This window comes from Candidatus Omnitrophota bacterium (assembly GCA_018894435.1).
In the GTDB taxonomy this organism is placed as follows: Bacteria; Omnitrophota; Gorgyraeia; order JAHIPI01; family JAHIPI01; genus JAHIPI01.
This window is the reverse complement of the sequence record JAHIPI010000087.1, coordinates 1-25,670: the sequence shown is the minus strand read 5'-3', so window position 1 is coordinate 25,670 and position 25,670 is coordinate 1. Positions and strand designations below refer to the sequence as shown.

Here is a 25,670-nt window from a genome sequence, read left to right as displayed (position 1 = left end):
AACGATATGAAATATGTACGCTTTGAGTATAGTGGGGTTATCTATGAGGGGATTATCGAAAACGATAGTATCATACCGATTGAAGAAAGCCCCTTCCAGAAACTCACATCATTAAAGCATGGCGTAAGAATGGGCGATGTAAGGTTGATCGCCCCCGTAGCCCCTTCCAAAATAATAGCAGTAGGACTAAATTACGTTGACCACGCTGAAGAGTTAAAAGCAGCTCCTCCCAAAGAGCCGCTAATATTCTTAAAAGCCCCTACTGCCATAATAGGACCCGGCGAACCAATATATTACCCTCCCGTATCCGCGCAAGTGGATTACGAAGCCGAATTGGCTATAGTTATGAAAAGGAGCGGACGCGATATTTCCTGCAAAAATGCCCGTGATTACATATTCGGCTATACATGCCTGAATGATGTTACGGCAAGAGACCTGCAAAAGAAAGACGGCCAATGGACGAGGGCAAAATCTTTCGACACATTCTGCCCAATCGGTCCGCATATAGTTACCGACATCGATACATCTTCTCTCGAGATCGAAGCTCGCCTTAATGGCACGGTTAAGCAATCGTCTAATACTTCTCAAATGATCTTTAACTGCGAGCGGCTTATAGAATTTATCTCGGAAGTAATGACTCTTGAACCGGGCGATATAATCGCAACCGGAACGCCTGGTGGAATAGGGCCAATGAATCCGGGCGATGAAGTAGAAATAAAAATAGAAAAAATAGGTTCTCTGGTCAACCGTGTGGCGAAAAGATGATACTTATAAGCGGCTGTCTAAACGGCCATAACCCATCCTATGACGGTGTAGTCAAAGTAAATGAGAATATGCGCGATCTTGTTAAAAATAATCGGGCCATACCGGTATGTCCGGAATTACTTGGCGGTCTATCCGTCCCGCGGGAACGTAATGAAATAAAAGGCTCAAGCGGCGAAGATGTCATAGCCGGCAAGTGCAGGGTAATGAGCGAGAGCGGGAAAGATATAACAAAAGCCTTTTTGAGAGGCGCGGAAATAGTGTTATCAATAGCAAAGAAGCATAACATAAAGAAAGCCGTTCTAAAATCCAAGAGCCCGGCTTGCGGATGCGGCCAGATATATGACGGGACCTTCACGGGCCGATTAATAAAAGGAGACGGCGTAACCTGCGCGCTCCTCAAGATGAACGGCATAGAGGTCATAGATGAAATTACCTTTGAAAATACCTCTCCTGTATAGTAAAATATTAAAATACGATGAACAAAGTCTATTATATAAAATTTAAAAAGCGCGAAGACCTGGGCTCCGTTTCAGAAAAAGCCCTAAAAGTATTTCTAAAAGCACCTTTTCTGGGTTTAATACAAGAGAATGACCTCGTAGGCATAAAAATACATTTCGGGGAAGAGGGCAATAGGGGCTATGTAAAACCTGAGATAGTAAAGCCTATTGCAGAGGCCCTTAAGAAAAGGTCGCAGCGTGTTTTTATAACAGATACCAACACTCTTTATATAGGAAGAAGGTCAAACGCCGTAGACCATATAAAACTGGCTGAAGAGCACAAGTTTACCCTGGCAAATATAGGAATACCAGTAATAATAGCGGACGGACTTTCCGGAAGAAATTACAAATCCGTAGATATAAACGGGCGGCATTTAAAAGATGTGAAGATCGCCTCGGATATAGTGCATGCCGATTTTCTTTTATGCCTCTCTCATATGACCGGGCACATGCAAACCGGATTCGGGGCCACTATAAAGAATCTTGGCATGGGCTGTGCCTCGCGAGCCGGAAAACTTGAGCAGCATTCTAACGTTTTACCCGAGATCTCCAAAGATAAGTGCTCGGGATGCGCCGCGTGTATAAAATGGTGTTCCGCGGATGCGATCATTATGGAGGATAAAAAAGCCATTATAATCCAAAATAAATGCATAGGCTGCGGCGAATGCACTGTTGCTTGCAAAATAGGCGCCATCGCGATAAAATGGAGCGAGAATATAAAAAACTTGCAGGAAAAGATGGTCGAATATGCCCTCGGCGTAGTAAAAAGCATCGGGGCCAAAAATACTTATTATATAAATTTTCTCAATCATATCACGAAAGACTGCGACTGCATGGCTAAGGGTGAGCCTCCCATCTGCGGGGATATTGGTATTATGGCATCCGCGGATCCTGTTTCGCTAGACAAAGCATCGGTTGATGAGATTCTTAAGGAAAACGGGGAGGACGTGTTTAAAAAAGGTTACCCGGATATAGGCTGGGCGGATCAACTAAGGCATGCCGAAGAGATGGGGTTGGGCAGCACTAACTACCAACTTGAGATCGTAGAGTGAGGTTCTTGTGAGCGGCAAAAGGTAATTTAATTGGCCGCCCGGTTAAAAAGAAAGAGAGTTACAAATGGAAAGACCTAACGAAAAACGGCAAACACCGCGCATAGAAGAGAGATTGCCTATAAAAATAATAGAAGGCGACAGCGGTATGGTAGTAGAAACGAAAAACATAAGCGCTTCCGGCACGTATTTTACCACCGACAAGCCCATGCCGCTTATGTCTAAGGTAAGGATAACCCTCCTTATACCGGATACAGACGGAAAAAACAGTAAAGTGGAATGCAGCGGTACTGTGGTGCGGACCGTTCCCACTGCCGCGCAGAATAAGACGTTCTACGAGACGGCCATCTTCTTCGACGATATCACCGAAAAGGCTAAAAATACGATCCTAAAGCATATCAAAAAAGTAATAACGCAAAACTGAAAATATCCATAAAAGCCTATGTTACCTCAAATTAAAAAATCGAAAGATTCGTATACCTTAGATGGAAATCAGTTTAGGGCTGCCTTCAGCTACGGCATAAAACAGTTATCCCTGAACAAGGATCTGGTAAATTTCATAAATATCCTGCCTGTGCCTAATGGCGATACCGGTGATAATATTCAAAAAACGCTTTTATCTGCGCTATCCGAAATGAATGACGACCAGCACATTGGAAACCAGGCCGCACAGTGCGCTAGGGGGGCATTGGCCGGCGCGCACGGTTCTTCGGGCATTATCCTTGCAAATTTCCTGATAGGCCTTGCGAATGCCCCGCAGGATAAGGATGTCGCATCAATAAGCGACATAATAGATGCTGTCAATAGAGGATGCCTAAAGGCCAGCATTGAAATATCCGATCCGCTGCCCGGAGGCATATGCGATATATGCGGGGCAATAAATCAGAAGTTATCCGGTATCCCCGCGGGGAATCAAACATTGGCGGATATAGTAACGCTAATTTATAATACAGCCCTAAGCGCTTTGGGGGAGGAGGCCGAAAAGAACGCCCTTCTTTCAAAAATAGGCATAAACGATGCCGGCGCTACCGGGTTTTTCTATTTTCTGGAAGGCATATACAGATATACCATGGATGAGCCGCTAGAACGAGCCAAGTCAGAATGGCCTAGCTTTAATGTGCCGGAGGATATCTTAATAAAAGGCGTATTATATACTGTAGAATTTTTAATAAATAATGTGACGCTTCCTGTGCAGGAAATAAAAAAATCGCTTTCAGATATAGGCAGCCCTGTTCTCATTGCTTATGAAGGCGGGGAGACGGTAAAAGTTCTCATCCGGACAACCGATCCCAGAAAAGTCTTTGACAGATCGGCCAGATTTGGCAGGTCTACCATGATCAGAGTAGATGACCTTATAGACGAGCAAAAGTATTTTTTGTCGAAAATTCACACAAAAGACGTAATATGAAACCGGAGAAGATAAAATGGTAAATGAGGAAACGATCATACCGACGCTCTTATTTTCGGTATTGTGCGATGATGTCCGCAGGGAAGATAATGGCAAGTTTATACTGATCGGACTTTTTGAAACAATAGGAGCGCGCAAATTTCCCGCCATACACCCCGCATTATTCATAATGAACTGCTGGACGAGCGGGCTAGGAAATTTCCGCCAGAGAAGCAGAATAGTGGCGAAGGACGGCCGCTTGCTCGCAGAGGACAAGGAAACTGCCTTTTCCCTCCAGGACTTAAAGGCGAAACACAGAATTATAGCGCGTTTTAATAACTTAAAATTCGACACTGCCGGAGAATACGCGGTGGAAGTCCTTTTAAACGGAGATTTGAAGGTACGCTATCCGCTTGTAGTAAAAGAGGTGGAAGGCGAAGCAATAAAATAAGGTAATTTTTAGCCCCACATCCTTGACAGCGACAATGTTGTAAGGTATAGTTTAGGTGTTACCCCACATAAGAGTTAAGATAGTAAATAGTTTATTATAGTTGTTAGCAAAGCTTCGGAGTCTTTGAAGGGACACATGGCTTTGCACCAAAGATAAGATCAAAGATGGCCGAGCTGCCTATATATTTAGTTTATATTGGTAGGTCGGCTTTAATATTCCCTAACCTGTTATAAGAATAAAAATGCAAATGTTAAATACGCAACCTCAAATCAATTTACCAGACAAGGCAAGCCCGGAATTGTTAGATGTTCTAAACGCCGGTTTGTGCGTATTAAACAAGGATATGGATATCTTATGGATAAACAAGGTACAGGAATCATGGTTTGCCCCATGCAAAGAAATTGTAGGTAAGAAATGCTACGAGACCTTTGAAAAACGCGACCATATATGCATCGGCTGCCCCGTAATCAAATCTTTTCGCGATAAGAAGACTCATATAAGCAATTTACGAACGGTTTATTTGAACGGCGAAAAGAGGTACTTCAGGATTGCTGCCTCACCCATACTCAACCCTTTCGGCGAAGCAGATAAGGTGCTTGAATTGGTAATAGACATTACCGAAAAAAGAAAAAATGAAGTTGAGACCCGTAGATTAAACGCCAACACAAGAAAAATGAACAAAATTCTGAAGAACCTGGCAAACGAGCGGGCGAATGAATTAAGGTTGGCCGATGAAGAGCTAAGAACTATTTTCGAGCTGGGCAACCGGCTAGTCTCAAGCCTTGAGATAAATGAAGTATTGCAAACTATCGTTAATACGGTACCTAATTTTTTAAATGTATCCGGATGCATAGTAAGAGTCTTCGACGAAACGCGATCCAAGCTCATCTTAGAGGCAGCTTCCGGATTAAGCGGTACTTTTGTGGAAAATACCGAATCCTTAAAGATAGGTGAGGGCATCTCGGGAATAGCGGCAAAAAGCGGTGTGCCCATAGCCATAGCGGATATTTCTTGCGATAATCGCGTAAAGCATTTACAGGAATGCATAAAAGAAGGGATACGGTCTCTACTCGTAGTACCCATAGCTTTCAAGAATAATATACTGGGAACTATTGCCGCATATTCCCGGGATGTCAAATCATTCACCGCCTCCGAGATAAATCTCATCTCAACTTTCGCAATCCATGCCGCGATAGCATTAAACAACGCCAAGCTGCATAAAAAGATACAATTAAGTTATTACAGCACAATTGCTGCGCTGGTAAATGCTGTGGAAGCAAAAGATCCGTATACATCCGGCCATTCTGAAAGGGTCACAAATTATGCTCTTAAAATAGCCAAAGAATTAAATCTAGGAAAAAGGGCTTTGGATGTTCTCGCATATTCCGGAAAACTGCACGATATAGGTAAAATAGCAATCCCCGATTCCATACTTCAAAAACCGGGCCCATTGACACCCTTAGAAATGGCAGAGGTAGAAACGCATCCGGTAAAAGGCGTAGAAATGGTACGCTCGGTCAAATTTCTTGAAAAATGTTTTTCGGTCATCCGCCATCATCATGAGCGATATGACGGCAAAGGCTACCCAGATAGATTAAAGGGCAAAGAAATCCCCGTCCTTTCGCGAATACTTGCTGTTGCCGATGCCTTTGACGCGATGACAAGCAAAAGGCCGTATAGAAAGGGCTTAAAAATAGATGAGGCCATGGTGGAGATTGAAAAAAATCTAGGGAAGCAGTTCGATTCTAATATAGGATCCGCCTTCCTTGGCATATTTAAGAAATAGCGACCGCGTAAGTCTCTAGTAAAATACCTTTATCTTCCCCCCTAAGATTATCTTGAAAATCCCAACATACCAGGGTATAATAATAAAAACATATCCCTGGAGGCAATAGATGCTTTTATCAATACAGCTTATAATCATAATAGTACTTATTTTATCATTAGCGGCGCTCTTTATTGAGGAGATGGGGTCGAGGAAAGCCGGTGTCCCCAAAGGCATAGTCAGAGAGTACTGGGACGGGAAAGAAAGGCGAAAGGCCATGCGCGTAAACACTGAATTGGCCGTCCGGTATAGTATCGAAAAAAAATTACACCTAAAACTCAACGGCGCTATAAAAGATATCTCTCAAAAGGGTGTTCGGCTTGTTGTAACCGAAAAACTTACCGAAGGGACTCTTCTATTATTGGAATTTAGCATTCCCGATAAAAAGGGTCCCATTATCGCTGATGGAAAAGTAGTATGGACGAGCGGTGCTTTTGATGAGAGAGATGTTGACGGGAAAAGGATATTCGAGACCGGGGTGCAATTTGTAAATATAGAGCCCGATGGCAGCGCCAGATTAGTTTCATATATAGAAAAAATATCTACGTGAATATGGGCAAGTCCGCTCCGCATAAAAAAGTAAAATTGATTATAGGGTTTATATTCAACGATGCCGGTGTATTAAAGACGGCCATCCGAACTGCGGTAAAGAAGTGGGGGCCCGTAGACTCGGAAAGCGACGTACTTGATTTTTGCAGCACTGACTACTACCAAGAAGAGCTCGGAGATGGATTAAAGAGAAAATTTATAGGTATTAAGCGGCTTGTCAGTCCGGAAAATATTTATAATTTAAAGATAGAAACCAATAGGACGGAAAAGGTGTTATCAAGGGCGGGTAAGCGGCTCGTAAACATAGATCCGGGCTACATAACCGAAAGCAAACTAATACTACTTACCACCAAGGATTACGGACATCGCATATATCTCGGGCATGGGATCTATGCGGAGGTAACTCTCAAATTTCAAGGGGGAAGTTTTGGGCCCCTGGAAACAACATATCCGGATTATAAAAGAGAAGAGTGTATAATGTTTTTTAATAACGCGCGCCATATCTACCGTGAAAGTCTAAAGATATAGCGCTTTAAATTTACGGATCGTGCATGAAAAAGATCTACCTGTACCTTGCCATAATAACGATTATGTCGGTACTACTTTTAGTGCTGTCTTTTTTCTATATTGACCGGCAGGGGCGCCAGACATTTCTCTATGCGATTTATTACGATAATGTGCCAAGCGGATATGAAAAGATCGACAGATACTTAATCGAAAATAAGTTGATATATAAATCGCTTGTCGAATTCCCGCGCAGTATGCTTTCCCGGAAAAAGACCCAAAAAATCAGATTTAGCGCAAATGGCAAAGAATTTATAGACTACAATGAAGAGATTACGGAAAACGGAGCAAAAAGCACCGCGTATATAAGAAATTTAGGCGATGCCGTCTCATTTCTTGGTATTTCAAATGCTGCCTTTACCTGCCTTGACCGGATGAGCGTAAGAGGCAATTTTACCATTTTTAATAAAAAAGCGGTCGTTACTTATGCGCCGCTAGCAAGAAGATACAATTTCAAAAAGCGCGGCGAGCAATTTTTTAACACTATGGCTATAATATCGCCGGACTTACCGCCCGTGCCGGCAGTAGTCTCTATTACCGCCATAGGAAAAGATATAATAACTATCAATGATAAGAAGGTAAAGTGCGAGAATCTGATTTTTGAGCTAGAAAACGGGGATCTCGCATCGGTCTGGATCACTAGCGCTTTTCGAAATATCTTAATGATAAAAATACCAAAATGCGGCTTTAAGGCGGTGTTATCCGTAAGTAGAGAGTCCATTCCGGTTGAAGAGTACGTAAATGAGAGCGATCTTTACGCTGAAAAAGAACTTGTTTTTAAAAGCGGGGATATTAGTTTAAATGGCGCCCTTTCCGTTCCTACTGCAAAAAAAGAACCGTATCCTGCGCTATTACTTATATGGGATAAGGGGCCGTCCGATAAAAACGCTTTGGGTATTTTTACAGATATAGCAAGTATACTCGCTCGGAACGGTTATTGTGTCCTTCGTTTTGATAAACGCGGCGTAGGTAAGAGCCAGGGGTTCTTCTCTACATATGACCAAGCCGAAGAAATAGAAGATTTAAAAAGTGCCGTTCAGTTCTTGAAGTCCCTTCCCGAAGTTGATAAAGATAGAATAGGCGTTCTAGGTTATGGAGAAGGGGGGTTCTACGCGGCGTATCTGGCCGGCGCAATAAGCGACATAAGGGTATGCGTCTTCTTGGCGGCAGGCGCTACCATGGACCCTCTTAAGAACAACGCAAAGAAGATAACCGATTGGATTAAGAATAATATAGGCGATAATCCTCAATACATTGAGAGTGCCGTTAAGGCATTATCTCAAACTAAAGAGATATCCATGGGCCAGGGGGATTGGACAACAATAGAGGCAAGCAGCGTATTTACGAAAAAGGTGAAAACGTACGGCAGTTACGATATGCTTGAGGTACTTAAAGAAGTGAAAGCACCTGTTTTGATCATACACGGCAAAAATGACAGAATAAATCTGCCGGAAGAGTCCAAGGAAATAGAAAGTGCGCTGTCCAAAAGCGGAAATAATAGCGTTACATCAACCTATTTTAACGATTTGGATCACTTGTTAGGACAAATGGTTAAAACCGGAAACATAAAAGAACATATAGAAGTCGCCCCCGCTGTAACACAAACTATCCTTTCATGGTTAGACGAAAATCTAACAACACCTAAAATAGCTGACACAGAACCGCTCGGGAGCGCCACTAACGCCACAACAGAATAATTATGCCGGAAAATATTTCCAGACGAGATTTTCTTAAAAAGCTTGCGAGGGTGAGCCTTTTGATTTACGCCGCGCCTTTTTTAGGCAATATACTTGGATTAAAAGGTGCTCACGCCAAAATAGGAGAATCGCGCGGTTTAAGAGAAGCGATGTTTTACCAAAAGCTGGGTGATAAGACGGTCCAATGCCTTTTATGCCCACGGCAATGCATCCTGCAAGATGGCGTGCGAAGTTTTTGCAAAGTCAGAGAAAACGCGGGCGGCACACTTAAAACCCTTGTCTACGAACTGCCGTGCGCCGTTCACGTGGACCCGATAGAAAAAAAACCGATATACCACATGCTTCCGGGAAGCCTTGCCTATAGCATTGCTACCGCAGGATGCAACCTCAGATGTAAATTCTGCCAAAACTGGCAGATATCTCAAATGGCGCCCGAAGATACAGAAAATATAAAACTTCCGTGCAGTACAGTCATAGAGAATGCAAAGCGCTCCGGATCCATTTCTATAGCCTATACCTATTCTGAACCCACGGTTTTTTATGAATACGCTATCGAAACTGCCAAGCTTGCCAGAAAAGCAGGTATAAAAAATATATTCAAGACAGGCGGTTTTATAAATGCTGCCCCGCTTGATGAAATATGCAATTATCTTGATGCCGCAAATGTAGACCTTAAGGGATTTGATAAAAAGTACCTCGGAGAAATATGCTCAGAGGATCTGGATACAGTCCTCAAGGGATTATTGATATATAAAAGGAAGGGGGTATGGCTTGAGATCACGAATTTAGTGGTACCGACTCTCAATGATGATATGGGAACAATAAAGAAGATGTGTGTATGGATAAAAGATAATCTTGGCGGCGATGTGCCATTACATTTTTCAAGATTCTGGCCTACATATAAGCTTAAGAACCTTTATCCCACGCCCATCGAAACCTTGATCGAGGCCAGAGATACAGCAATGAGTGTAGGTCTAAATTTCGTTTATATAGGAAATATCCCGGACGATCCAAGCAATAATACATACTGCCCGTCATGCAAAAGGCTTCTCATTGAAAGAAAGGGTTATTTTATAGCGCAAAACAATATAGTAAACTCATCTTGTAGATACTGTTCAAAAAAAATACCCGGCATTTGGGAGCTACCCAAGTACCAAAAAAACCCACGCGCAGCACATTCTGCCGTATCCAAATTAATGGGATAATATGAAAAGATTTTTCGGAATAATTGCCGCTTCTTTTATAGCCTTGGGGGTCGCGAGTATAAGCGCGCAAATAATACTTTTGCGCGAACTATTATCCGCATTTTATGGTAATGAACTGTCTATAGGAATAATACTGGCCAGCTGGCTTTTACTTGTTTCAGCCGGAAGTTTTCTCTCGGGAAAAGTGTCCGATAAAATAATTAATAAACTAGAAGTCTTTGCCGCAATGCTGATATTGCTCGCATTGGCAATTCCGGCTACGCTTTTTTTAGCCAGAACAATGAAGCATATAATGGCCCTTATGCCCGGCGAAATCATAGGTTTCGGCCCCGCATTTTACCTCTCCCTGGCTGCACTCAGTTTATTCTGCCTGCCGTATGGTTTTTTATTCCCATTAGGCGCAAAGATCATATCCCGATTTCACTCCGACAAGGCAAAGAGTACCGTAAGTGCCTATTTCTTTGAGGCGGCCGGAACAGTAATAGGCGGGACACTCGTGAGTCTTATACTTATAAAAATATTAACGCCTTTCAATATTGCTTTTGCCTTAAGCTTCTTCATCCTGATAACTGCGATATTACTTTTGCGGTATGCGACAAATAAAAAGGTGTTTATTTTAAGATATATAGCAGTTTTTCTCCTAGCGCTAAATATGGCATCATGGCCGCTTGAAGTCCCAAGGAGAATAGAAAGATTATCCAGGCTTATAATGTGGCGGCCTTTTAATCTCATAAAGACCGAAAATTCTATTTATGGCAACGTTACGGCTGTATCCGAAAGGGGTCAGTTCAGTTTTTATGTAAGCGGCGGATTTACCTTTACCTCTCCGGATGCACGTGGAGCTGAAGAAACCGTTCATTATCCCCTGGCGATTCATCCCAATCCACGAAATATTCTTTTGGTAGGCGGAGGGTTAAACGGCACGCTTGGCGAACTATACAAATATGATCTGGATCTAGTGGATTATGTAGAGCTTGACCCGGTTTTAATAAAAGTTGCGAAGAATGCCATAGGCAAGAGGTTGCAGGAAGAGCTTTCAAATCCTATTCTAAAAATACATTGGGGTGACGGCCGTTCTTACATAAAAACCACGCATAAAAAATATGACATTATAATATTAGCCGTCCCCGCCCCTCATACTATTCAGGTAAACAGGTTCTATACAAAAGAATTCTTTACAGAAGCAAAAAATATACTCAAGGAAAACGGCATATTATCATTAGGCTGCGAGGGGGGCGAAAACTATATCGGCACGGAACTCGCGGAATATCTAGGTACTATATATAGAACATTAGTTGTCGCCGGGTTTGAAGTAAAGATAATCCCCGGAGAAAACATGAAATTCATCGCATTTCGAGGCAGTGCCGCAAACGTAGATGCAAAATCACTGCAAGAGGCTCTCGATGCGCGCAAGATAAAAACGACCTTTGTGCGTGACTACTATCTTGAGAATCGCCTTATACCCGAAAGGGTCGAATACGCAGAAAGGACCATACGAGGGGCAAAAAAACTACGCATAAACACAGACTTTAAACCGGTATCCTATTATTACGATATGACCCTCTGGGCAACATCGTTTCAGCCTACTTTTAATGCGCTCCTAAAGGTATTAAATGAAAAAATCCTTTGGTATTTCATCTTTCTTGCCTATTTTGTTGTAATATTACTCGGAATAAAAAAAGAAAAGACTGCTCATCGGCCCATCATAATTGCCGTGGTCACAACCGGCTTTGCGGAAATGGCAATAGAGCTGAGCATTATGCTGGCCTTTCAAGCCCTGTACGGCTATCTGTATTATAAATTAGGCCTTATTGTGACATTATTCATGGCGGGTCTCGGCGCAGGGAGTTTTATAACATCAAAAAGAATGGATTATATAAAGAACTCTTCCCTGAGCCTTAAGAAAAGCAAAATAGCGCTAAGCTTATTTTCATTTTCCCTTATACCCATTTTTAAAACCTTGTCAAATTATACGCATTTTTATTGGGCAAATGCGGGAGCACTCTTTATCTTTCCCGCGCTTGTATTTATAACGGGCATTTTGGGAGGGGCACAGTTTGCGCTGGCAAGTAAGATAATTACGAAGGGAGGTTCGGATGTCGGCAAGACCTCCGGCGTTTTATACGGCGCGGATTTGGCTGGAGGGGTAGCGGGCGCTCTTCTCTTAGCGGCTATTTTTGTGCCCATTTTGGGCATATTGCAATGCCTAATCGCTGTTGGAATATTGAATCTGGTCAGCGCGCTTATAATACGAAACGATGCGGCATAAATGATTCGTTAACCCGCTATGCTGTAAGAAGTTAGATAATGGACTTGACGACGTTAGTACTGTATGATATACTTATACGGCAATTAAAATAAAGAGGTGGTCTTTATGAAAAGGATCATTGAAGAGCGAAGGCGGTTTATCCGCCTTGAAGTCCCCATAGAGTTAAAATACATAGTCGAAGATAACCCTTCACAAACAAGGATGCGGGTTGCCACTAAAGACCTGTCGTGCGACGGATTAAGATTTATAAGCGAGCATAAGATCGATGAGGGCTCGGCGCTAGACCTAAACCTTACAATCCCGGGCGCAAATAATCCTGTGCACATAAAAGGGAAAGCTGTATGGGTGAGAAAGATGTCCAGCGAAGATGCCGCGCCGTTTGAAGTGGGGGTAGAGTTCGCCCAGATAGAAGAGGATAACAAGAATACCTTTTTAAAATATCTCTGCGACCTCATCTATAACGAAACTAAAATAATGGGGCGCAACAAAAAAGCAAAGGAGTGAGCGTGAACTTCATAAATAAAAAATACCATATTGCCTTTTTATTATTTTTATTGGCGGTACTTACTGTCGGCTGCGCCGAGATAAACCCCTTTGAGGTTCCGGGCAAGGTGCTGAATCACCCCTTGGGCACCGAGTCGATCAGGACGGGATCAACAAAAGTAGAGGTCATAAAGGAGTGGGGGAGGCCGGATATAATAAATAAGCTTGGAGCGCAGGACGAAACCGGAACTCAAGTGGAAGAATGGATATATAAAGCGAGGCGCATAACTCCCGTTTCCATAGACGCCGGGTATCTTTCTAAGAATAAATATCTCTACTTTGACGGCGATCATCTTACTTTGATATCAAACAGCCCTAGACAACAAGATTAAATACTTGATAAATTCGTAAGGCCGGATGAAAAGAAAATGGATGTATTTTAGCGGGTGTATTATCGCTCCGCACATAATGCTTGGGGTTGGCATGTTTTTCCTGTCAAAAAAAGACCTTGAGCATAAAGCCATGGGGCTTAAATTGTGCCAATGGTCTACTATCGTCCTTATAGCAGGTTCTTTGATTTATTATGTATTCTTTACCCCTCTGACCGGCCTTGATTAAACGCTCTAGAATGCGAAGATGAACTCCAAAAATTGCCCAAATAAAGAAATCAATCTTAAGAAATGCATATGTACCTACGAGCCGTGTTCGCGTAAGGGCATGTGCTGCGAATGTGTCCAGTACCATTTACGAAATAATGAATTACCGGCCTGCTTTTTTACAAAAGAGGCGGAAGCGACATACAACAGATCCGCGTCAAACTTTATGCTTGCAAAGTCCCGTTAGACCTCATAAAACACGTTAGGTATCGGCTGAAGGTCTGAACGGGGCAAAGAAGGGGAGATAAGCGCCATGCTGCGAATTATGTGCAAAGGAAAGATACACAAGGCGTATATAACGAAAAAGGACCTCCATTACCAGGGCAGTATAGGGATAGATAAAGATCTGCTTGCTGCCGCTGATATGTTGGCAGGAGAAAAAGTGCAGGTCCTTAATATAAACAACGGGATACGATTCGAAACGTATTGCGTTGAAGAAAAGTCGGGTTCGGGCCTAATATCGCTATACGGCCCTGCCGCAAGGTTGGGCGCCATAGGCGATACGGTAATAATAATATCTTACGGTATTATGGATACTGATGAAGCAAAAAATTTGAAACCTAAAGTAGTTCACGTAGATAAAAATAATGGGATACTGTAAATGGAAATACTACGATATCCTAACCCTATATTAAAAAGACCCTCAGCCGCTTTATTGGTAGTAGGAAATGAGGAGAGGGGGATACTGGAGAATATGGCGGAAACGATGTATTCCAGTCACGGTGTAGGCCTGGCCGCGCCCCAAATCGGAATAAATAAGCAATTGATGGTAGTCGACATAGGAGACAAAGGGCTTCTACGCCTAATAAATCCCTCAGTCCTTAAGGCGGATGGAAAAGAAGAGATGGAGGAAGGGTGTCTCAGCGTGCCTGGTATCTATATAAACGTTAAAAGGCCTAAAAAGATAAAGATCAAAGCGCTTAATGAAAACGGTCGGGAAGTCAGTTTTGAGGCTGCCGGACTTCTGGCAAGGGCTATTATGCATGAAATAGACCATCTGCGAGGCAAGCTCATAATAGACCACATTAACCCCATAAAAAGACTACGGATATTAAAAAAGAACGGCTACGGCAAATAGTAATGTAGTCCTACCCCCGCCACGGCGGGGTTAGGACGAATTTTTGCGTACAAAAATTCGGAGGCTGTATGGCTAATATAGGTTTCGGCGAAATAGTGGTAGTCCTTCTTATCATCCTTATCCTTTTCGGCGCTTCAAAATTGCCTGAAATCGGCAGGTCCCTCGGTAAGGCTATTTACGAATTCAAAAAGGCCATGAAAGAGGCGGGGGAAGAAGAGGATAAAACACCATCAAAAAAAGATTAATATAGTTGATGAATGAAAAAACCCTTTCACTTGTTACTCACCTTGAAGAATTCAGAAGACGCATAATATACTGCCTCGTCGCTATAAGCGCCGCCGGCATATTCTCTTATCTGTACAAGGAGCAAATTCTCCTCCTTTTGATAAAACCGGTTGAACAGGTATTTTTTTTGACGCTTACCGAGGCCCTTCTTGCGTACCTTAAAATATCAATAGTCTCCGGCATTATTTTGGCCTCTCCGTATATAATTTACCAGATATGGGCATTTACATGGAGCGCCTTTAGGCCTATCGAAAAAAGATATATAATCATTTATGGAATTTTAAGTTTTCTTTTGTTTATCGCCGGAGTGCTATTTGGTTATATAGTCGGGCTTCCTGCCGTAATTCGCTTCCTTCTTAGCTTTGCCCGAGATTACCTAACGCCGATGATATCGATAAATAAATACATAAATTTTTGTTTTATAGTGATAATCCTATCCGGCTTATTATTCGAATTTCCCCTAATAATTGTTTTTATAACAAGCGCAGGTCTTGTCACAATAGAGAAGATCGCCGCTAAGCGAAAATACATCATTGTAGGTATATTCGCCATAGCCACCGTTCTGACGCCGCCCGATGTAGTTACCCAGCTCTTCACTGCCATCCCCTTATACCTATTATTCGAAATCAGCATACTGATTTCAAGGTTAGTCAGAGTTTTAAAAGTAAGGCGCGCGTAAATTTTGAATAAAATCTTTACTCAATTTTGTTTTTTTATGGTATACTGGTCATAATATGGACTTAGTGAATAAACCAAATTATAAGCTAATATTACTCTTCGTAATCAGCCTGGCAAGCCTTTTAATATTTTACTTTGTCGAAGATAAAGAAGTATTTATAAATTTTTTCTTCCTGCCAACGCTTCTTGCCGGATATGCCTATGATGCCAAGGGCGGCGTTATTACCGCAGTAATCTCTATCGCTTTTGTAAGCATAATAGCGTTTATGAGTTTTGATAATTATGTGGAATTTATCACGAACAAAGTGCTGCTCTGGGGATGTTTTTTAATAATTTCCGGTTATATAATCGGGACTTTAACGGAAAAAATAAACGCTATATACCTCGGAACCATAGCCACTCTTGCCTTGGCAATGGAATCGCGGGACCCTTATACATACGGCCATTCTTCACGCGTGGCCGAAATAGCAGTACGTATCGCAAAAAAAATGAGGTTCCCGAAAAATGAACAGACCCTTATAAGGACAGCGGGCATACTTCATGACATAGGAAAATTCGGTATACGCGAAGATATTCTGCGCAAAAAAGAACCCCTTACACGCGAGGAGTATGATCATATCCGTCAGCATCCGCTTATCGGGGCCAGCATCCTAAGCCCCATTAAGCTATTAAAAAATATCATTCCATATATCTATTACCACCACGAACACATGGATGGAACCGGCTACTTGCATAAGAAGGGTGTGGATATCCCTCTCCAGGCCCGAATATTGGCCGTGGCGGATGCCTATGACGCGATGACGACGGACAGGCCCTACCGGAATGCTCTAAACCGAGAAAAAATATTAGATATCTTCAATATGGAAAAAGATAAGCAGTTTGACGGAAGAGTGGTAGATGCCCTATTATCCCTGACGGACAATTTGCGGATAAATATAGAGGCTCACGCGGCCAATTTTAAAGGAAAATAGAAGCAGCCATAATATCGAGGCAAGACATGCTGATCAAACAAATAGGAGAAGACTTAAAAGCAGCTCTGAAGCAAAAAGATGCATTACGCACATCTGTCTTAAGAATGCTTAAGGCCGCCATGGAAAAGCTGAAAAACTCGTGTGACGGAAAGGCTCTTAGCGCCATTGTGGGCGAATTGCTAGGTTCGTAAAATACGCTTTTTCGCTAAGCAGGATTTATTTATATTTTAGTTGATTTTTGCTGCGGGACAATATATACTTCTTATTACGGTATAACGGATTGTAATAAACGCGGGAGGGGGAAAGAATGAGAAAAGCAATGGTAGTAGCGATATTCGCAATATTTGTATTCGGGGCACTGATCACGGCCTCCGGCACAAGCTCGGGAAAAACATATTTCTTCCAGGCAATAAAAGATTTCTTTCATTATTCTGAAAGCGACACACAACGGCCGGGCGTTAAAGAGACTCCGACGAAATTTGAAGATACGATGAAGAAGCAGATCCGATATCCCGAAACCAAATCTGCGACAAAATAAGTCGTTTGCAGAGCAACAAGTTTACTTGAAAAAAGTCATATGCTGCGTGTGCGCACAGCGGGTATGGCTTTTTTTCTAACTTTTCATATTTCATATAAATAAATGGATATAAGAATAAGAGAGTCAAACAACATAAGCATAATCGACATAGACGGCCAAATAGATATCAACGCCGCTGAAATCATAGAGGCCGTTGGCTGGCTTATGAAGAACAAGAAAAAGGATATTCTTCTTAATTTCGACAAGGTAAACATGGTCGATTATAGCGGCATATCGATACTCGCCATTGCCTACAAAAACGTAGTAAATCATAAGGGGAAGATGAAATTCTGCAATGTGCCCCTCCACGTAGAAGAGCTTTTTAAGCTGGTAAGGCTTGACAACATATTCGAAATATATCGAGACGAGGAGTCGGCTGTAAACACTTTCTATCATGAATCACCTGTCGATAATACCACACTGCGAAGACGCTTTAAGAGGCTGGACATTCAGGCAGAGGCCGAGTTTTGCACTTGGGGAGATCCTAATAAGGTGTGGCACCAAGGGAGAATATTGAATATAAGCGGCGAAGGATTGTTTATACACGCAAAAAGCGTCCTGCCATTAGGCACAAAAGTAGCACTGAGGCTAAATCTCCTTAGCGGCGAAATAATTGACGCTGAGGGTATAATAATATGGCTGGCTGACAAAAGCCTGCAGATTCAATCGTATCCCGGTATGGGGATCTATTTTAAAGATATGGCGAAAAAGGTTCAGGACAAAATAGTCGTTTTTATAAATCGGCATATAACCAGTCGCAGTACCAACGATTAAATAACTCGGGGTAATAGTGATAGAGAGAAGAAAGTATGCCAGATTGAACATAGAAGCAAGTGTAACGTACCGTATTATAGGGCATAAAGATAAAAGTAAAGAACCCGCGGAATGTAATAATATAAGCCCTGAGGGACTTGGTCTTATTTTTCAGCACAATGATAATATCAAAAATGGCACCAAACTGGAAATCGTGATAGGGTTAAAGAATAGCAAACCGTTTACAATGATAGGAGAAATAATCTGGGTAAGCGGTATTGAGCAAAAGGCTAATAAGGCAGGCGACAAGCTTAAGGCTGGTATAAAAATTTTAGAGATATACAACGATGATGAAAACCGGTTTTTGCTGCAATTGTGCGACCGGATGGTGCAAAAACTAAACAAAGAATGCCCCACAATAAAATCTTAAATGGCCAATCCCAATAAGACGATCAGCGTAGTAGGCAATGAGATCCGCTGCACCGAAAATTCGTGCAAGGAAAAAGCGGTAAGCCTTTCCCGCTTCTGCTGGAATCACACTGTCGACAAAGCGCAGTATATGGAGCGCTTGAAAGACTTCTTTGACGGGGGAGGGGATGGGGAAGGTTTCATACTTAGAAAAGTTATAATTCCGAACGCCGAATTAATGAAGGCAAAATTGAATAATGCGGACCTGTCGCAATCTGATTTTAAAAACGCGAACTTTTTTCATTCCGACATGAATAACGCCAATCTTATCGGCTGTAACATGGAAGGCGCGGATTTGACAGGCGTTAATTTGGAAAATAGCGACCTGACTCAGGCAAATCTTAAAAAGACGCGATTGTGGCATGCCGATTTATCGCGCGCCAATATCACCGAAGCTTACCTAGAATACGCGGATTTATGGCAATGCCGGCTTTATTCATCCCGTTTATGGCATACTGAGATAACTGGCGCAAAATCCCTTACTATGCAGAATTTTGCAAGAAGCGCACAAGGCATTGTCACCAAACCTACTGAAAAAATAGACGAAAGAGGTATATTGTCTTCGGAGGAATCTTACCGCGATCTTAAGCGGTATTTTTTGGCAAACGGCAGGTATAAAGATGCGAGCTGGGCCTCCTTTAAGGAGAAGGCCATGGAACAAAAGTGGCTTTTAAAAAACAGAAGCATATCTTATATACCGCTTGCCCTCATGGGAATACTATGCGGATACGGAGAAAAACCGAACCGCGTAATATTGTCTTCGCTGGCTATTATACTGCTTTACGGCCTGATATACTTTTCGCTGCAAACAATCACGCCTTCATACGCTGATCATGCAAATTTTACTATAGGTGATTATATCTATTATAGCATAGTCACGTTCACCACCTTGGGGTACGGCGATATGATACCGAAAGAAAATGTATGGTATCGGCTGCTTGCCGGATCTGAGGCTTTTATCGGTGCATTTATGATAGGACTTTTTGTGTTTACTCTTTCAAGAAGATATTCCGCAAGATGAAAAAGTCGTTACTCGGAATATTCTTAATAGCAATGATCGGTTGGATTTATTGTTCTGGTTGGTGCGCCGAAGAATTTATATCGCCTATTAAATCTCACGGAAAGCCGCTCATAAGAAAAGACGCTCGCGGTGACGGCCATTTTGGCGCTCCGCGAAGAGGAGGAAGGAGCCACAAGGGCATTGATATTTCCGCGCCCTTAAATACTAAAGTAATCGCATCGAAAAGCGGCATCGCGAAGGTGGGTTTTGTCAAAAACGGCATGGGTAAATACGTAATAATACGCCATTCTGACGGTTCGGCTACCTTGTATGGCCATCTTTCGCGAATAATTATAAAGAACAATAAAAGAGTGCGCCAGGGCAAGGCAATAGGATATGTCGGAAAAACCGGAAATGCCAAATATAAAGGCATTCAGCCGCATTTGCATTTTGAAATAAGGCAGAAGGGTAAGTGTGTCGATCCGCTTTTATTTATAGACTAGCGCTTTTATGGCAAACCCTTGTTTGTCTAACTTCTTATTTGTCATATTTTAACTTTTATGGTATAATCATACTAATGGCAACCAAAGAGGGAAGAGTTGAGTAAGATAGTAGACCTTTTAACCTATAGAAAAAGAAACGCCGAAAAAAAAGGATACGAGGATTTTTTTTCCCCTAAAATCATAACCGAAAATTTTGATACTAAAACGAAGGAACATCTCGCCAATACTTACATTCTAAACCCGCTCAATACGCCGTCAAAAAACAAAAAGGAAGAAACGATCATCATGCCCCCGCGCAAGGCATCTAATCCGAGCTACGCGTTTATGCGACTATTTCCATGGCTGATATCCCTCTTGGCTGTCCTGCTTTTACTTATCAATATAGCTTATCGCGGGAAAATCAATATTAAGATTGAGTTTCTGGGCGGAGAAACGGCCAAAGCCGCGCCCGAAGCAATTAAAGAGGTGCCTGCGAAAAAAATCCTACCGCCACCGGTTGAGCCGGTTGCCCTTTCTCCTTTAACAAGTTTCTTCATAGTAAATGGCGAGATAAATGAGCGGGCGATAAAGAGGCTCGGTTTTTACGGCGGCGCGTTAAAGGATAGTCGAATACTAAAAGACGGGATATGTTTAATAAACGACGGCACAGCAGCCTGGGCCAGTGCCGGATTTGATTTAATAAGCCCGGCCGACCTCACTATGAGCTCTCTTGATTTTTTCGTAAAGGGTTCAATCGGGCGTGAAAGCCTGCAGGTTATATTGCGCGATGCGGATAATAATTCATACATTCCACAGGCCCAAAATATGATTTTTAACAAAAACATGAATTCGGAATGGCAATTTGTATCAATACCTCTCAATAACCTGAAGGGCCATTATAATACAAAGCGAATTAAGCATATCGGATTTGAGTTTGGGACGCAGACTACTGCGAACGAACCCGGTACTTGTATCTATATAAAAAATATGAAAATAGCGAGCAAATGATTGGAGGAAAACATGAGAGTAATAGCTATAGCAAATCAAAAAGGCGGATGTGGCAAAACCACCACGACTATCAATCTAGCTTCTTCTCTTGCTAGTAAGGGTTACAAGGTCCTCGCGCTAGACCTGGACCCTCAATCGCATGCCTCTTGCGGTTTGGGTATAAAGACGGATCAGATCGAGCGCTCTGTATACAATGTCTTTACGACGAATGATATAAGGCGCAAACGGCTATCCGAAGTCATCCTGCATCTTTGGGAAAATTTCGATCTGGCGCCAGGCCATATTCTATTGAGCACAATAGAACAGGAGCTGAGGAGTGAAGAGGATGCCATATCAATAATATATAAGGCGCTGGATTCGCTTGAAACCAGCTATGATTTTGTAATAATTGACTGCCCTCCCAGCCTTGGCTTTCTCACATTTAATGCGCTTAGGGCTGCGCATGAGCTCTTAGTGCCGGTTCAATGCTGCTCATTATCCCTGATGGGCGTAGGGAAATTGATAAATATGGTTGAGCTTATACAGTTAAAATTGCAGCGCTCCCCCAGGGTAAAGGGGCTCGTGTGCATGTATGATAAGCGCACAAACTATGCCAAGAAGATGCTGCAGGAAATAAAAAGATACTTTAAAGATAATCTTCATGGCACTATCATTCGCGTAAATGTGACTCTCCGAGAGGCCGCCGAACGCGGGGTGCCGGCTCTCAAATTAAATAAGCACGCTGCGGGCGCGGAAGATTACCTGGCACTGGCAGAAGAAGTAATCATAGACAGCAGAAAATTATTTTTAGATGATTTCTATAAAGAAGCCGAGGGTTTTATGGCAAGGATGCGGGATACCTTGAAGGTGCAGGCATTTTCAATATCGGTACCCGAGGCTAAAAACGTCTACCTGGTGGGAGATTTTAATGGATGGCGAGCTGACGGTTCCAGTCGCTTGGAACAAATGCCAGATGGTATATGGGAAAAGAAGATAGCGCTTAGACCCGGAAATTACAAATATAAATTTATAGTGGATGGCGAGTGGCGCCAGGATCCAAATAATTCGCGGACTACCACAAATAATTTCGGCGGCGCTGATTCCATACTCTCAGTCATATAGAATATGTCTTTCCTCGTGCCGTTATATATAATTTTCCCGAAAAAGAAAATGTGTAAAAAACTCTGTTTACTTTTAGGTTATTGTTTAGTTGTCGCCATAATATTTGCCCCTCAGTTTCTATGGGCGGACCAGGCCGATATCTTATATAAAGAAGGGCTTGATCTGGAAAAAGGAGGTAAGAGGGATTTTGCGGTATTTAGGTTTTTTACAATAACGCGAAATTACCCTAATAGCAGATGGGCCGATGAAGCCCTCTTTAAGATAGCCGAGTTTTATTATGAGAATAAAGATTACTTTAATGCCCGGGAAACCTTCGAGAAGTTCATAGACCAATATCCCAGGAGTCCGCTTGCCGAAAAAGCCAAGGCATACCTCGAAGAGATTACTGTCGTGTCGCATAAAAGCGATATTGAGAGCAGCATAAGATACGTACTAAGCAATATCGAGACTTTCAAAAGCGAAGAGAAGTGGGGTGACATGGAAGATGAGTGCGATAAGCTTTCTGCCTTTCAGCCGCTTTCCGCAGATTACAAGGCAAAATTGATTGAATATTATAAGATGTGCGGTAGCGCCTATCTAAAGGAAGACGCTCTGGGCAAAGCCAAGGTAGTCTACGAAAAATTAATCAAAATAGCGCCGGACGACACTGAAGTCCTGAATACGCTGTACGAGATCAATAGGTTGCTGAAACCGACGCCATAACAAGGGGCATGGAAATGAAAGAGATAATATTTTACGGCAGAGGCGGCCAGGGTGCCGTAATAGCCTCGAGACTCCTTGCTGTAGCGGCTTTCAAGGAAGGCAAATACGTGCAATCATTTCCGTTTTTCGGTGTAGAGCGGCGCGGCGCCCCGGTAACAGCTTACACAAGAATAAGTGACGTCATTATAAGAAAAAGATCTCCCATTACAGAAGCAGATTATGTCGTAATACTTGATCCGACTCTTATCGAAAGTATCGATACAACGAAAGGGTTGAAGGCGGGAGGAAGCATTATAATAAACTCAAAATCCCCTAAAGGTAATTTTATATTTGCAAAAAAATACAATACCTACACCTTTGATGCGGCAAAAATAGCCACCGGCCATAAACTTGGTACGGAAGCGGCGCCCATAGTAAATACTGCCGTATTGGGCGCTTTTTCTAAATTTACAAAAGAAATCGGCCTCTCGTCTTTATTGGAAGCTATCGGCGAGAATGTTTCGGTCAAGTCAAGGGACAATCAAGATGCCGCAAAAGAAGCCTACGAAAAAGCTGCGCAATAAAAAGGATGATGTTAAGTATATAACATTCCAGAGGGAGAGCGATCTGCCGCCTGCGGCTATATCTTTAGCTAGCACCATGTATAATAAAACCGGTAAATGGCGTTCTATAAGGCCGGTGATCGATTACCAGAAATGCATATCATGCATGATATGCTGGAAATTCTGCCCCGATGCCGCTATTAGGATTGTAAGCGAAAAACCGCAAATAGCGCTTGATTACTGTAAGGGCTGCGCTATCTGCGCTGAAGAATGCCCGGTAAAGGCAATCGAATTACAAGAAGAAAAGAAATAACTTTTTACGACGGAAATAAATGAAAAAGGTAATAACAGGCAATCACGCAGTATCTTTTGGCGCAAAACTAGCGCGCGTTGAGGTAATAGCGGCGTATCCCATAACACCTCAAACGGAAGTGGTAGAAAAACTTTCGGAGATCGTTTCAGATGGTGAGCTCGCCGCCAAATTTATAAAAGTTGAGTCCGAGCATTCCGCGATGGCCGCATGCATAGGCGCATCGGTAACCGGCGCGCGCGCCTTTACGGCTACTTCTTCGCAAGGGCTGGCGCTTATGCATGAAATGCTTCACTGGGCAACCGGCGCGCGGGTGCCCATAGTCATGGCCAATATAAATAGAACTCTTGGTCCGCCATGGAATATATGGAGTGAGCAGACCGACAGCCTCTCCCAAAGAGATACGGGATGGCTCCAGTTTTACTGTGAAAATAATCAGGAGATCCTAGATACCGTTATACAGGCATTTAAGATCTGCGAAAAAGTGTCTCTTCCCGGAATGATCTGCCTGGATGCATTTTATCACTCTCACACAAGCGAAGTCGTAGATCTGCCTGAGCAAAAGTCTATAGATAAATTCCTGCCAAAATATGACCCTAAATATAAGCTCGATATAAATGAACCTCATACCTTTGGAGGCCTCACGAGTCCGGAGTGGTATTATGAGCTGCGCTATAAGATACAGTCTTCAATGGAAGATGCATTAGGGGTAATAAGCGAAACGGGGAAAGAGTATGCCGCAATTACGGGCCGGCGATACGGCCTAATTGATGAATATAAGACCGAGGATGCCGATGAGATACTGATTACCGCCGGTGCTATGTCGCAAACGGCTAAAGAGGCCGTAGACCTGATGAGGGAAAAAAATAAGAAGGTGGGGCTTCTTAGAATCCGCACCTTTAGACCATTTCCAAAAAATGAAGTAAGAAAGATTATTAAAAGAGCAAAATCAGCGGGGGTAATAGACAGGGACATTTCATTTGGCAGCGAAGGCATATTCTTCCAGGAAGTCAAATCTGCCCTTTATAGGGAGAGCGCTCGTCCGCCAATATACGGATTCATAGCCGGGCTTGGTGGAAGGGACGTAACAATAGATGAAATAATAAAAATCGCGGAAAGTATGCCAAAAATGGCTCGTAATAACGAATTTACCTGGGTGGGAGCCAAAATATGAAATTGACGATTCCGGAAATAGAGATCATGTCATCAGGCCACGTCGCCTGCCAGGGTTGCGGAGCAACGTTGGCCTTCCGGTACGCTTTAAAGGCCCTGGGAAGGGAGACTATCGTCGTAATCCCGGCTTGCTGCTGGTCTATAATAGACGGGCCTTTTCCGTATTCGGCAGCAGGCGTGCCTTTATTTCATACAGCTTTTGAAACCGCAGGTTCTACCGCTTCCGGTGTAAGGGCAGCATTGGATATAAAAGGGATAGATAACGTTTCAGTATTGGCGTGGGCAGGTGATGGCGGAACTATGGACATCGGCATACAAGCATTATCAGGGGCAGTGGAAAGGGGAGAGGACATCATATATGTATGCTATGACAATGAAGCATATATGAATACCGGCATACAGCGAAGCTCATCAACCCCTTACGGCGCATGGACAACCACTACGCCCGCAAAAAATTTTAAAACAGGGCCGAAAAAAAACATGGTAGAGATAATGGTGGCCCATAAAATACCCTATACGGCAACTGCCAATATCGCCTTCCCGGAAGATTTTATCGCAAAATTAAAAAAGGCCAAGAGCATAAAAGGGCCTAAATTTATACAAATAATATCTCCCTGTCCGGCCGGATGGAAGTTTTCATCCCAGCTTACGATAAAACTTGCGAAGCTCTCTTTTGAAGCATGCGTATTTCCCCTTTATGAAGTGGAGAACAGCCGGTATACTGTAAAAAAACCAAATAAAAAAACGGATGTGCGCGAATATCTTAACTTACAAGGCAGGTTCAAACATCTTAATAGTGACGCGATGGGCCTAATACAGAAAAATATTGACGAGGAATGGGGTCTTCTTTTAAAGAAAGAAAGGACTTCGGATGAAAAATGTGCGGAGACCGACGCCAAAGCGTAATCATGGCTTTACGATAGTAGAAATAATGGTCGTGGCCATAATAATAGGCATACTCTGCGCCATTGCTTTGCCCAATTTCGCAAAAATAAGAAACAATGCCTATCGCGATCAATGTACAACCAATTTACAAAGGATAGTGGCCGCTAAGGAACACTGGTCTATGGAGACCGGCGCTCTTGACACTGACACACCCACTGCTCTTCAGTTAGACCCGTACATAAAAAACGGTACTTCATCTT

General features: G+C 42.8%; 34 protein-coding genes. All 34 read left to right on the top strand.

Annotated features, from left to right (window positions below):
* Positions 1 to 6: 6 nt before the first annotated feature.
* Complete coding sequence (locus KKI13_07515; GenBank protein ID MBU4488889.1) at positions 7 to 765, top strand: fumarylacetoacetate hydrolase family protein; 759 nt, start codon at positions 7 to 9, stop codon at positions 763 to 765.
* Complete coding sequence (locus tag KKI13_07510; GenBank protein ID MBU4488888.1) at positions 762 to 1,223, top strand: DUF523 domain-containing protein; 462 nt, start codon at positions 762 to 764, stop codon at positions 1,221 to 1,223. The genes KKI13_07515 and KKI13_07510 overlap by 4 nt, the downstream gene beginning before the upstream one ends.
* 17 nt (positions 1,224 to 1,240) lie before the next feature.
* Positions 1,241 to 2,314: a DUF362 domain-containing protein gene (locus KKI13_07505; GenBank protein ID MBU4488887.1), complete on the top strand. Its 1,074-nt coding sequence runs from the start codon at positions 1,241 to 1,243 to the stop codon at positions 2,312 to 2,314.
* 64 nt (positions 2,315 to 2,378) lie between these two features.
* Complete coding sequence (locus KKI13_07500; protein MBU4488886.1) at positions 2,379 to 2,735, top strand: PilZ domain-containing protein; 357 nt, start codon at positions 2,379 to 2,381, stop codon at positions 2,733 to 2,735.
* A gap of 18 nt (positions 2,736 to 2,753) precedes the next feature.
* Positions 2,754 to 3,719 carry a DAK2 domain-containing protein gene (locus tag KKI13_07495; protein MBU4488885.1) on the top strand — a complete coding sequence of 322 codons (966 nt, stop codon included), beginning with the start codon at positions 2,754 to 2,756 and terminating at the stop codon, positions 3,717 to 3,719.
* Between the two features lie 16 nt (positions 3,720 to 3,735).
* Positions 3,736 to 4,149, top strand: a complete 414-nt coding sequence (locus KKI13_07490) for a hypothetical protein (protein MBU4488884.1) — start codon at positions 3,736 to 3,738, stop codon at positions 4,147 to 4,149.
* Positions 4,150 to 4,390: 241 nt separating this feature from the next.
* Positions 4,391 to 5,935 carry an HD domain-containing protein gene (locus tag KKI13_07485; GenBank protein MBU4488883.1) on the top strand — a complete coding sequence of 515 codons (1,545 nt, stop codon included), beginning with the start codon at positions 4,391 to 4,393 and terminating at the stop codon, positions 5,933 to 5,935.
* A gap of 109 nt (positions 5,936 to 6,044) precedes the next feature.
* Positions 6,045 to 6,524, top strand: a complete 480-nt coding sequence (locus KKI13_07480; GenBank protein MBU4488882.1) for a PilZ domain-containing protein — start codon at positions 6,045 to 6,047, stop codon at positions 6,522 to 6,524.
* A gap of 2 nt (positions 6,525 to 6,526) precedes the next feature.
* Positions 6,527 to 7,051 carry a DUF4416 family protein gene (locus KKI13_07475; GenBank protein ID MBU4488881.1) on the top strand — a complete coding sequence of 175 codons (525 nt, stop codon included), beginning with the start codon at positions 6,527 to 6,529 and terminating at the stop codon, positions 7,049 to 7,051.
* Between the two features lie 23 nt (positions 7,052 to 7,074).
* On the top strand, positions 7,075 to 8,784 hold the full coding sequence (locus tag KKI13_07470) for an alpha/beta hydrolase (GenBank protein ID MBU4488880.1): 1,710 nt from the start codon (positions 7,075 to 7,077) through the stop codon (positions 8,782 to 8,784).
* A gap of 2 nt (positions 8,785 to 8,786) precedes the next feature.
* Positions 8,787 to 9,989, top strand: a complete 1,203-nt coding sequence (gene amrS / locus KKI13_07465) for an AmmeMemoRadiSam system radical SAM enzyme (GenBank protein ID MBU4488879.1) — start codon at positions 8,787 to 8,789, stop codon at positions 9,987 to 9,989.
* Position 9,990: 1 nt separating this feature from the next.
* The gene (locus tag KKI13_07460; protein ID MBU4488878.1) at positions 9,991 to 12,258 is read left to right on the top strand and encodes a hypothetical protein; all 2,268 of its coding nucleotides are present in this window, start codon (positions 9,991 to 9,993) and stop codon (positions 12,256 to 12,258) included.
* A 105-nt stretch (positions 12,259 to 12,363) separates the two neighbouring features.
* Positions 12,364 to 12,762: a PilZ domain-containing protein gene (locus KKI13_07455; protein ID MBU4488877.1), complete on the top strand. Its 399-nt coding sequence runs from the start codon at positions 12,364 to 12,366 to the stop codon at positions 12,760 to 12,762.
* 2 nt (positions 12,763 to 12,764) lie between these two features.
* Complete coding sequence (locus KKI13_07450) at positions 12,765 to 13,133, top strand: hypothetical protein (GenBank protein ID MBU4488876.1); 369 nt, start codon at positions 12,765 to 12,767, stop codon at positions 13,131 to 13,133.
* A 25-nt stretch (positions 13,134 to 13,158) separates the two neighbouring features.
* Positions 13,159 to 13,359 (top strand): hypothetical protein, encoded by a 201-nt coding sequence (locus KKI13_07445; protein MBU4488875.1) that lies wholly within the window; start codon positions 13,159 to 13,161, stop codon positions 13,357 to 13,359.
* A 291-nt stretch (positions 13,360 to 13,650) separates the two neighbouring features.
* The gene (locus tag KKI13_07440) at positions 13,651 to 13,998 is read left to right on the top strand and encodes an aspartate 1-decarboxylase (GenBank protein ID MBU4488874.1); all 348 of its coding nucleotides are present in this window, start codon (positions 13,651 to 13,653) and stop codon (positions 13,996 to 13,998) included.
* Positions 13,999 to 14,475: a peptide deformylase gene (gene def, locus KKI13_07435; GenBank protein ID MBU4488873.1), complete on the top strand. Its 477-nt coding sequence runs from the start codon at positions 13,999 to 14,001 to the stop codon at positions 14,473 to 14,475.
* Positions 14,476 to 14,543: 68 nt separating this feature from the next.
* Complete coding sequence (gene tatA, locus KKI13_07430) at positions 14,544 to 14,720, top strand: twin-arginine translocase TatA/TatE family subunit (protein MBU4488872.1); 177 nt, start codon at positions 14,544 to 14,546, stop codon at positions 14,718 to 14,720.
* 8 nt (positions 14,721 to 14,728) lie between these two features.
* The gene (gene tatC / locus KKI13_07425) at positions 14,729 to 15,439 is read left to right on the top strand and encodes a twin-arginine translocase subunit TatC (protein ID MBU4488871.1); all 711 of its coding nucleotides are present in this window, start codon (positions 14,729 to 14,731) and stop codon (positions 15,437 to 15,439) included.
* A 64-nt stretch (positions 15,440 to 15,503) separates the two neighbouring features.
* Positions 15,504 to 16,409 carry an HD domain-containing protein gene (locus tag KKI13_07420; GenBank protein MBU4488870.1) on the top strand — a complete coding sequence of 302 codons (906 nt, stop codon included), beginning with the start codon at positions 15,504 to 15,506 and terminating at the stop codon, positions 16,407 to 16,409.
* A 26-nt stretch (positions 16,410 to 16,435) separates the two neighbouring features.
* Entirely contained in the window at positions 16,436 to 16,600 is a 165-nt protein-coding gene (locus tag KKI13_07415) for a GatB/YqeY domain-containing protein (protein MBU4488869.1), read from the top strand.
* A gap of 116 nt (positions 16,601 to 16,716) precedes the next feature.
* Entirely contained in the window at positions 16,717 to 16,947 is a 231-nt protein-coding gene (locus tag KKI13_07410) for a hypothetical protein (protein MBU4488868.1), read from the top strand.
* 102 nt (positions 16,948 to 17,049) lie between these two features.
* The gene (locus KKI13_07405) at positions 17,050 to 17,760 is read left to right on the top strand and encodes an STAS domain-containing protein (GenBank protein ID MBU4488867.1); all 711 of its coding nucleotides are present in this window, start codon (positions 17,050 to 17,052) and stop codon (positions 17,758 to 17,760) included.
* A 16-nt stretch (positions 17,761 to 17,776) separates the two neighbouring features.
* Positions 17,777 to 18,169 (top strand): PilZ domain-containing protein, encoded by a 393-nt coding sequence (locus tag KKI13_07400; protein MBU4488866.1) that lies wholly within the window; start codon positions 17,777 to 17,779, stop codon positions 18,167 to 18,169.
* Positions 18,170 to 19,228: a pentapeptide repeat-containing protein gene (locus KKI13_07395; protein MBU4488865.1), complete on the top strand. Its 1,059-nt coding sequence runs from the start codon at positions 18,170 to 18,172 to the stop codon at positions 19,226 to 19,228.
* The gene (locus KKI13_07390) at positions 19,225 to 19,710 is read left to right on the top strand and encodes a M23 family metallopeptidase (GenBank protein MBU4488864.1); all 486 of its coding nucleotides are present in this window, start codon (positions 19,225 to 19,227) and stop codon (positions 19,708 to 19,710) included. Before KKI13_07395 ends, KKI13_07390 begins: the two co-directional genes overlap by 4 nt.
* Before the next feature lie 96 nt (positions 19,711 to 19,806).
* Entirely contained in the window at positions 19,807 to 20,697 is an 891-nt protein-coding gene (locus tag KKI13_07385) for a hypothetical protein (GenBank protein MBU4488863.1), read from the top strand.
* Positions 20,698 to 20,709: 12 nt separating this feature from the next.
* Positions 20,710 to 21,798, top strand: a complete 1,089-nt coding sequence (locus tag KKI13_07380) for an AAA family ATPase (protein ID MBU4488862.1) — start codon at positions 20,710 to 20,712, stop codon at positions 21,796 to 21,798.
* Positions 21,799 to 21,846: 48 nt separating this feature from the next.
* Positions 21,847 to 22,500 carry a tetratricopeptide repeat protein gene (locus KKI13_07375; protein ID MBU4488861.1) on the top strand — a complete coding sequence of 218 codons (654 nt, stop codon included), beginning with the start codon at positions 21,847 to 21,849 and terminating at the stop codon, positions 22,498 to 22,500.
* Between the two features lie 14 nt (positions 22,501 to 22,514).
* On the top strand, positions 22,515 to 23,063 hold the full coding sequence (locus KKI13_07370) for a 2-oxoacid:acceptor oxidoreductase family protein (GenBank protein MBU4488860.1): 549 nt from the start codon (positions 22,515 to 22,517) through the stop codon (positions 23,061 to 23,063).
* Entirely contained in the window at positions 23,026 to 23,355 is a 330-nt protein-coding gene (locus KKI13_07365) for a 4Fe-4S binding protein (protein MBU4488859.1), read from the top strand. Before KKI13_07370 ends, KKI13_07365 begins: the two co-directional genes overlap by 38 nt.
* A gap of 19 nt (positions 23,356 to 23,374) precedes the next feature.
* Complete coding sequence (gene porA, locus KKI13_07360) at positions 23,375 to 24,526, top strand: pyruvate ferredoxin oxidoreductase (GenBank protein ID MBU4488858.1); 1,152 nt, start codon at positions 23,375 to 23,377, stop codon at positions 24,524 to 24,526.
* Positions 24,523 to 25,431, top strand: a complete 909-nt coding sequence (locus KKI13_07355) for a 3-methyl-2-oxobutanoate dehydrogenase subunit beta (protein ID MBU4488857.1) — start codon at positions 24,523 to 24,525, stop codon at positions 25,429 to 25,431. The genes porA and KKI13_07355 overlap by 4 nt, the downstream gene beginning before the upstream one ends.
* A partial coding sequence (locus KKI13_07350) for a type II secretion system GspH family protein (GenBank protein MBU4488856.1) occupies positions 25,406 to 25,670 on the top strand: 265 nt, incomplete at its 3' end. The genes KKI13_07355 and KKI13_07350, both read left to right, overlap by 26 nt.

Coding starts and splice junctions, on each gene's coding strand:
- KKI13_07515 (MBU4488889.1), top strand. CDS start 7: ATGAAATATGTACGCTTTGAGTATAGTGGGGTTATCTATGAGGGGATT.
- KKI13_07510 (MBU4488888.1), top strand. CDS start 762: ATGATACTTATAAGCGGCTGTCTAAACGGCCATAACCCATCCTATGAC.
- KKI13_07505 (MBU4488887.1), top strand. CDS start 1,241: ATGAACAAAGTCTATTATATAAAATTTAAAAAGCGCGAAGACCTGGGC.
- KKI13_07500 (MBU4488886.1), top strand. CDS start 2,379: ATGGAAAGACCTAACGAAAAACGGCAAACACCGCGCATAGAAGAGAGA.
- KKI13_07495 (MBU4488885.1), top strand. CDS start 2,754: ATGTTACCTCAAATTAAAAAATCGAAAGATTCGTATACCTTAGATGGA.
- KKI13_07490 (MBU4488884.1), top strand. CDS start 3,736: ATGGTAAATGAGGAAACGATCATACCGACGCTCTTATTTTCGGTATTG.
- KKI13_07485 (MBU4488883.1), top strand. CDS start 4,391: ATGCAAATGTTAAATACGCAACCTCAAATCAATTTACCAGACAAGGCA.
- KKI13_07480 (MBU4488882.1), top strand. CDS start 6,045: ATGCTTTTATCAATACAGCTTATAATCATAATAGTACTTATTTTATCA.
- KKI13_07475 (MBU4488881.1), top strand. CDS start 6,527: ATGGGCAAGTCCGCTCCGCATAAAAAAGTAAAATTGATTATAGGGTTT.
- KKI13_07470 (MBU4488880.1), top strand. CDS start 7,075: ATGAAAAAGATCTACCTGTACCTTGCCATAATAACGATTATGTCGGTA.
- amrS (MBU4488879.1), top strand. CDS start 8,787: ATGCCGGAAAATATTTCCAGACGAGATTTTCTTAAAAAGCTTGCGAGG.
- KKI13_07460 (MBU4488878.1), top strand. CDS start 9,991: ATGAAAAGATTTTTCGGAATAATTGCCGCTTCTTTTATAGCCTTGGGG.
- KKI13_07455 (MBU4488877.1), top strand. CDS start 12,364: ATGAAAAGGATCATTGAAGAGCGAAGGCGGTTTATCCGCCTTGAAGTC.
- KKI13_07445 (MBU4488875.1), top strand. CDS start 13,159: ATGAAAAGAAAATGGATGTATTTTAGCGGGTGTATTATCGCTCCGCAC.
- KKI13_07440 (MBU4488874.1), top strand. CDS start 13,651: ATGCTGCGAATTATGTGCAAAGGAAAGATACACAAGGCGTATATAACG.
- def (MBU4488873.1), top strand. CDS start 13,999: ATGGAAATACTACGATATCCTAACCCTATATTAAAAAGACCCTCAGCC.
- tatA (MBU4488872.1), top strand. CDS start 14,544: ATGGCTAATATAGGTTTCGGCGAAATAGTGGTAGTCCTTCTTATCATC.
- tatC (MBU4488871.1), top strand. CDS start 14,729: ATGAATGAAAAAACCCTTTCACTTGTTACTCACCTTGAAGAATTCAGA.
- KKI13_07415 (MBU4488869.1), top strand. CDS start 16,436: ATGCTGATCAAACAAATAGGAGAAGACTTAAAAGCAGCTCTGAAGCAA.
- KKI13_07410 (MBU4488868.1), top strand. CDS start 16,717: ATGAGAAAAGCAATGGTAGTAGCGATATTCGCAATATTTGTATTCGGG.
- KKI13_07405 (MBU4488867.1), top strand. CDS start 17,050: ATGGATATAAGAATAAGAGAGTCAAACAACATAAGCATAATCGACATA.
- KKI13_07395 (MBU4488865.1), top strand. CDS start 18,170: ATGGCCAATCCCAATAAGACGATCAGCGTAGTAGGCAATGAGATCCGC.
- KKI13_07390 (MBU4488864.1), top strand. CDS start 19,225: ATGAAAAAGTCGTTACTCGGAATATTCTTAATAGCAATGATCGGTTGG.
- KKI13_07380 (MBU4488862.1), top strand. CDS start 20,710: ATGAGAGTAATAGCTATAGCAAATCAAAAAGGCGGATGTGGCAAAACC.
- KKI13_07375 (MBU4488861.1), top strand. CDS start 21,847: ATGTGTAAAAAACTCTGTTTACTTTTAGGTTATTGTTTAGTTGTCGCC.
- KKI13_07370 (MBU4488860.1), top strand. CDS start 22,515: ATGAAAGAGATAATATTTTACGGCAGAGGCGGCCAGGGTGCCGTAATA.
- KKI13_07365 (MBU4488859.1), top strand. CDS start 23,026: ATGCCGCAAAAGAAGCCTACGAAAAAGCTGCGCAATAAAAAGGATGAT.
- porA (MBU4488858.1), top strand. CDS start 23,375: ATGAAAAAGGTAATAACAGGCAATCACGCAGTATCTTTTGGCGCAAAA.
- KKI13_07355 (MBU4488857.1), top strand. CDS start 24,523: ATGAAATTGACGATTCCGGAAATAGAGATCATGTCATCAGGCCACGTC.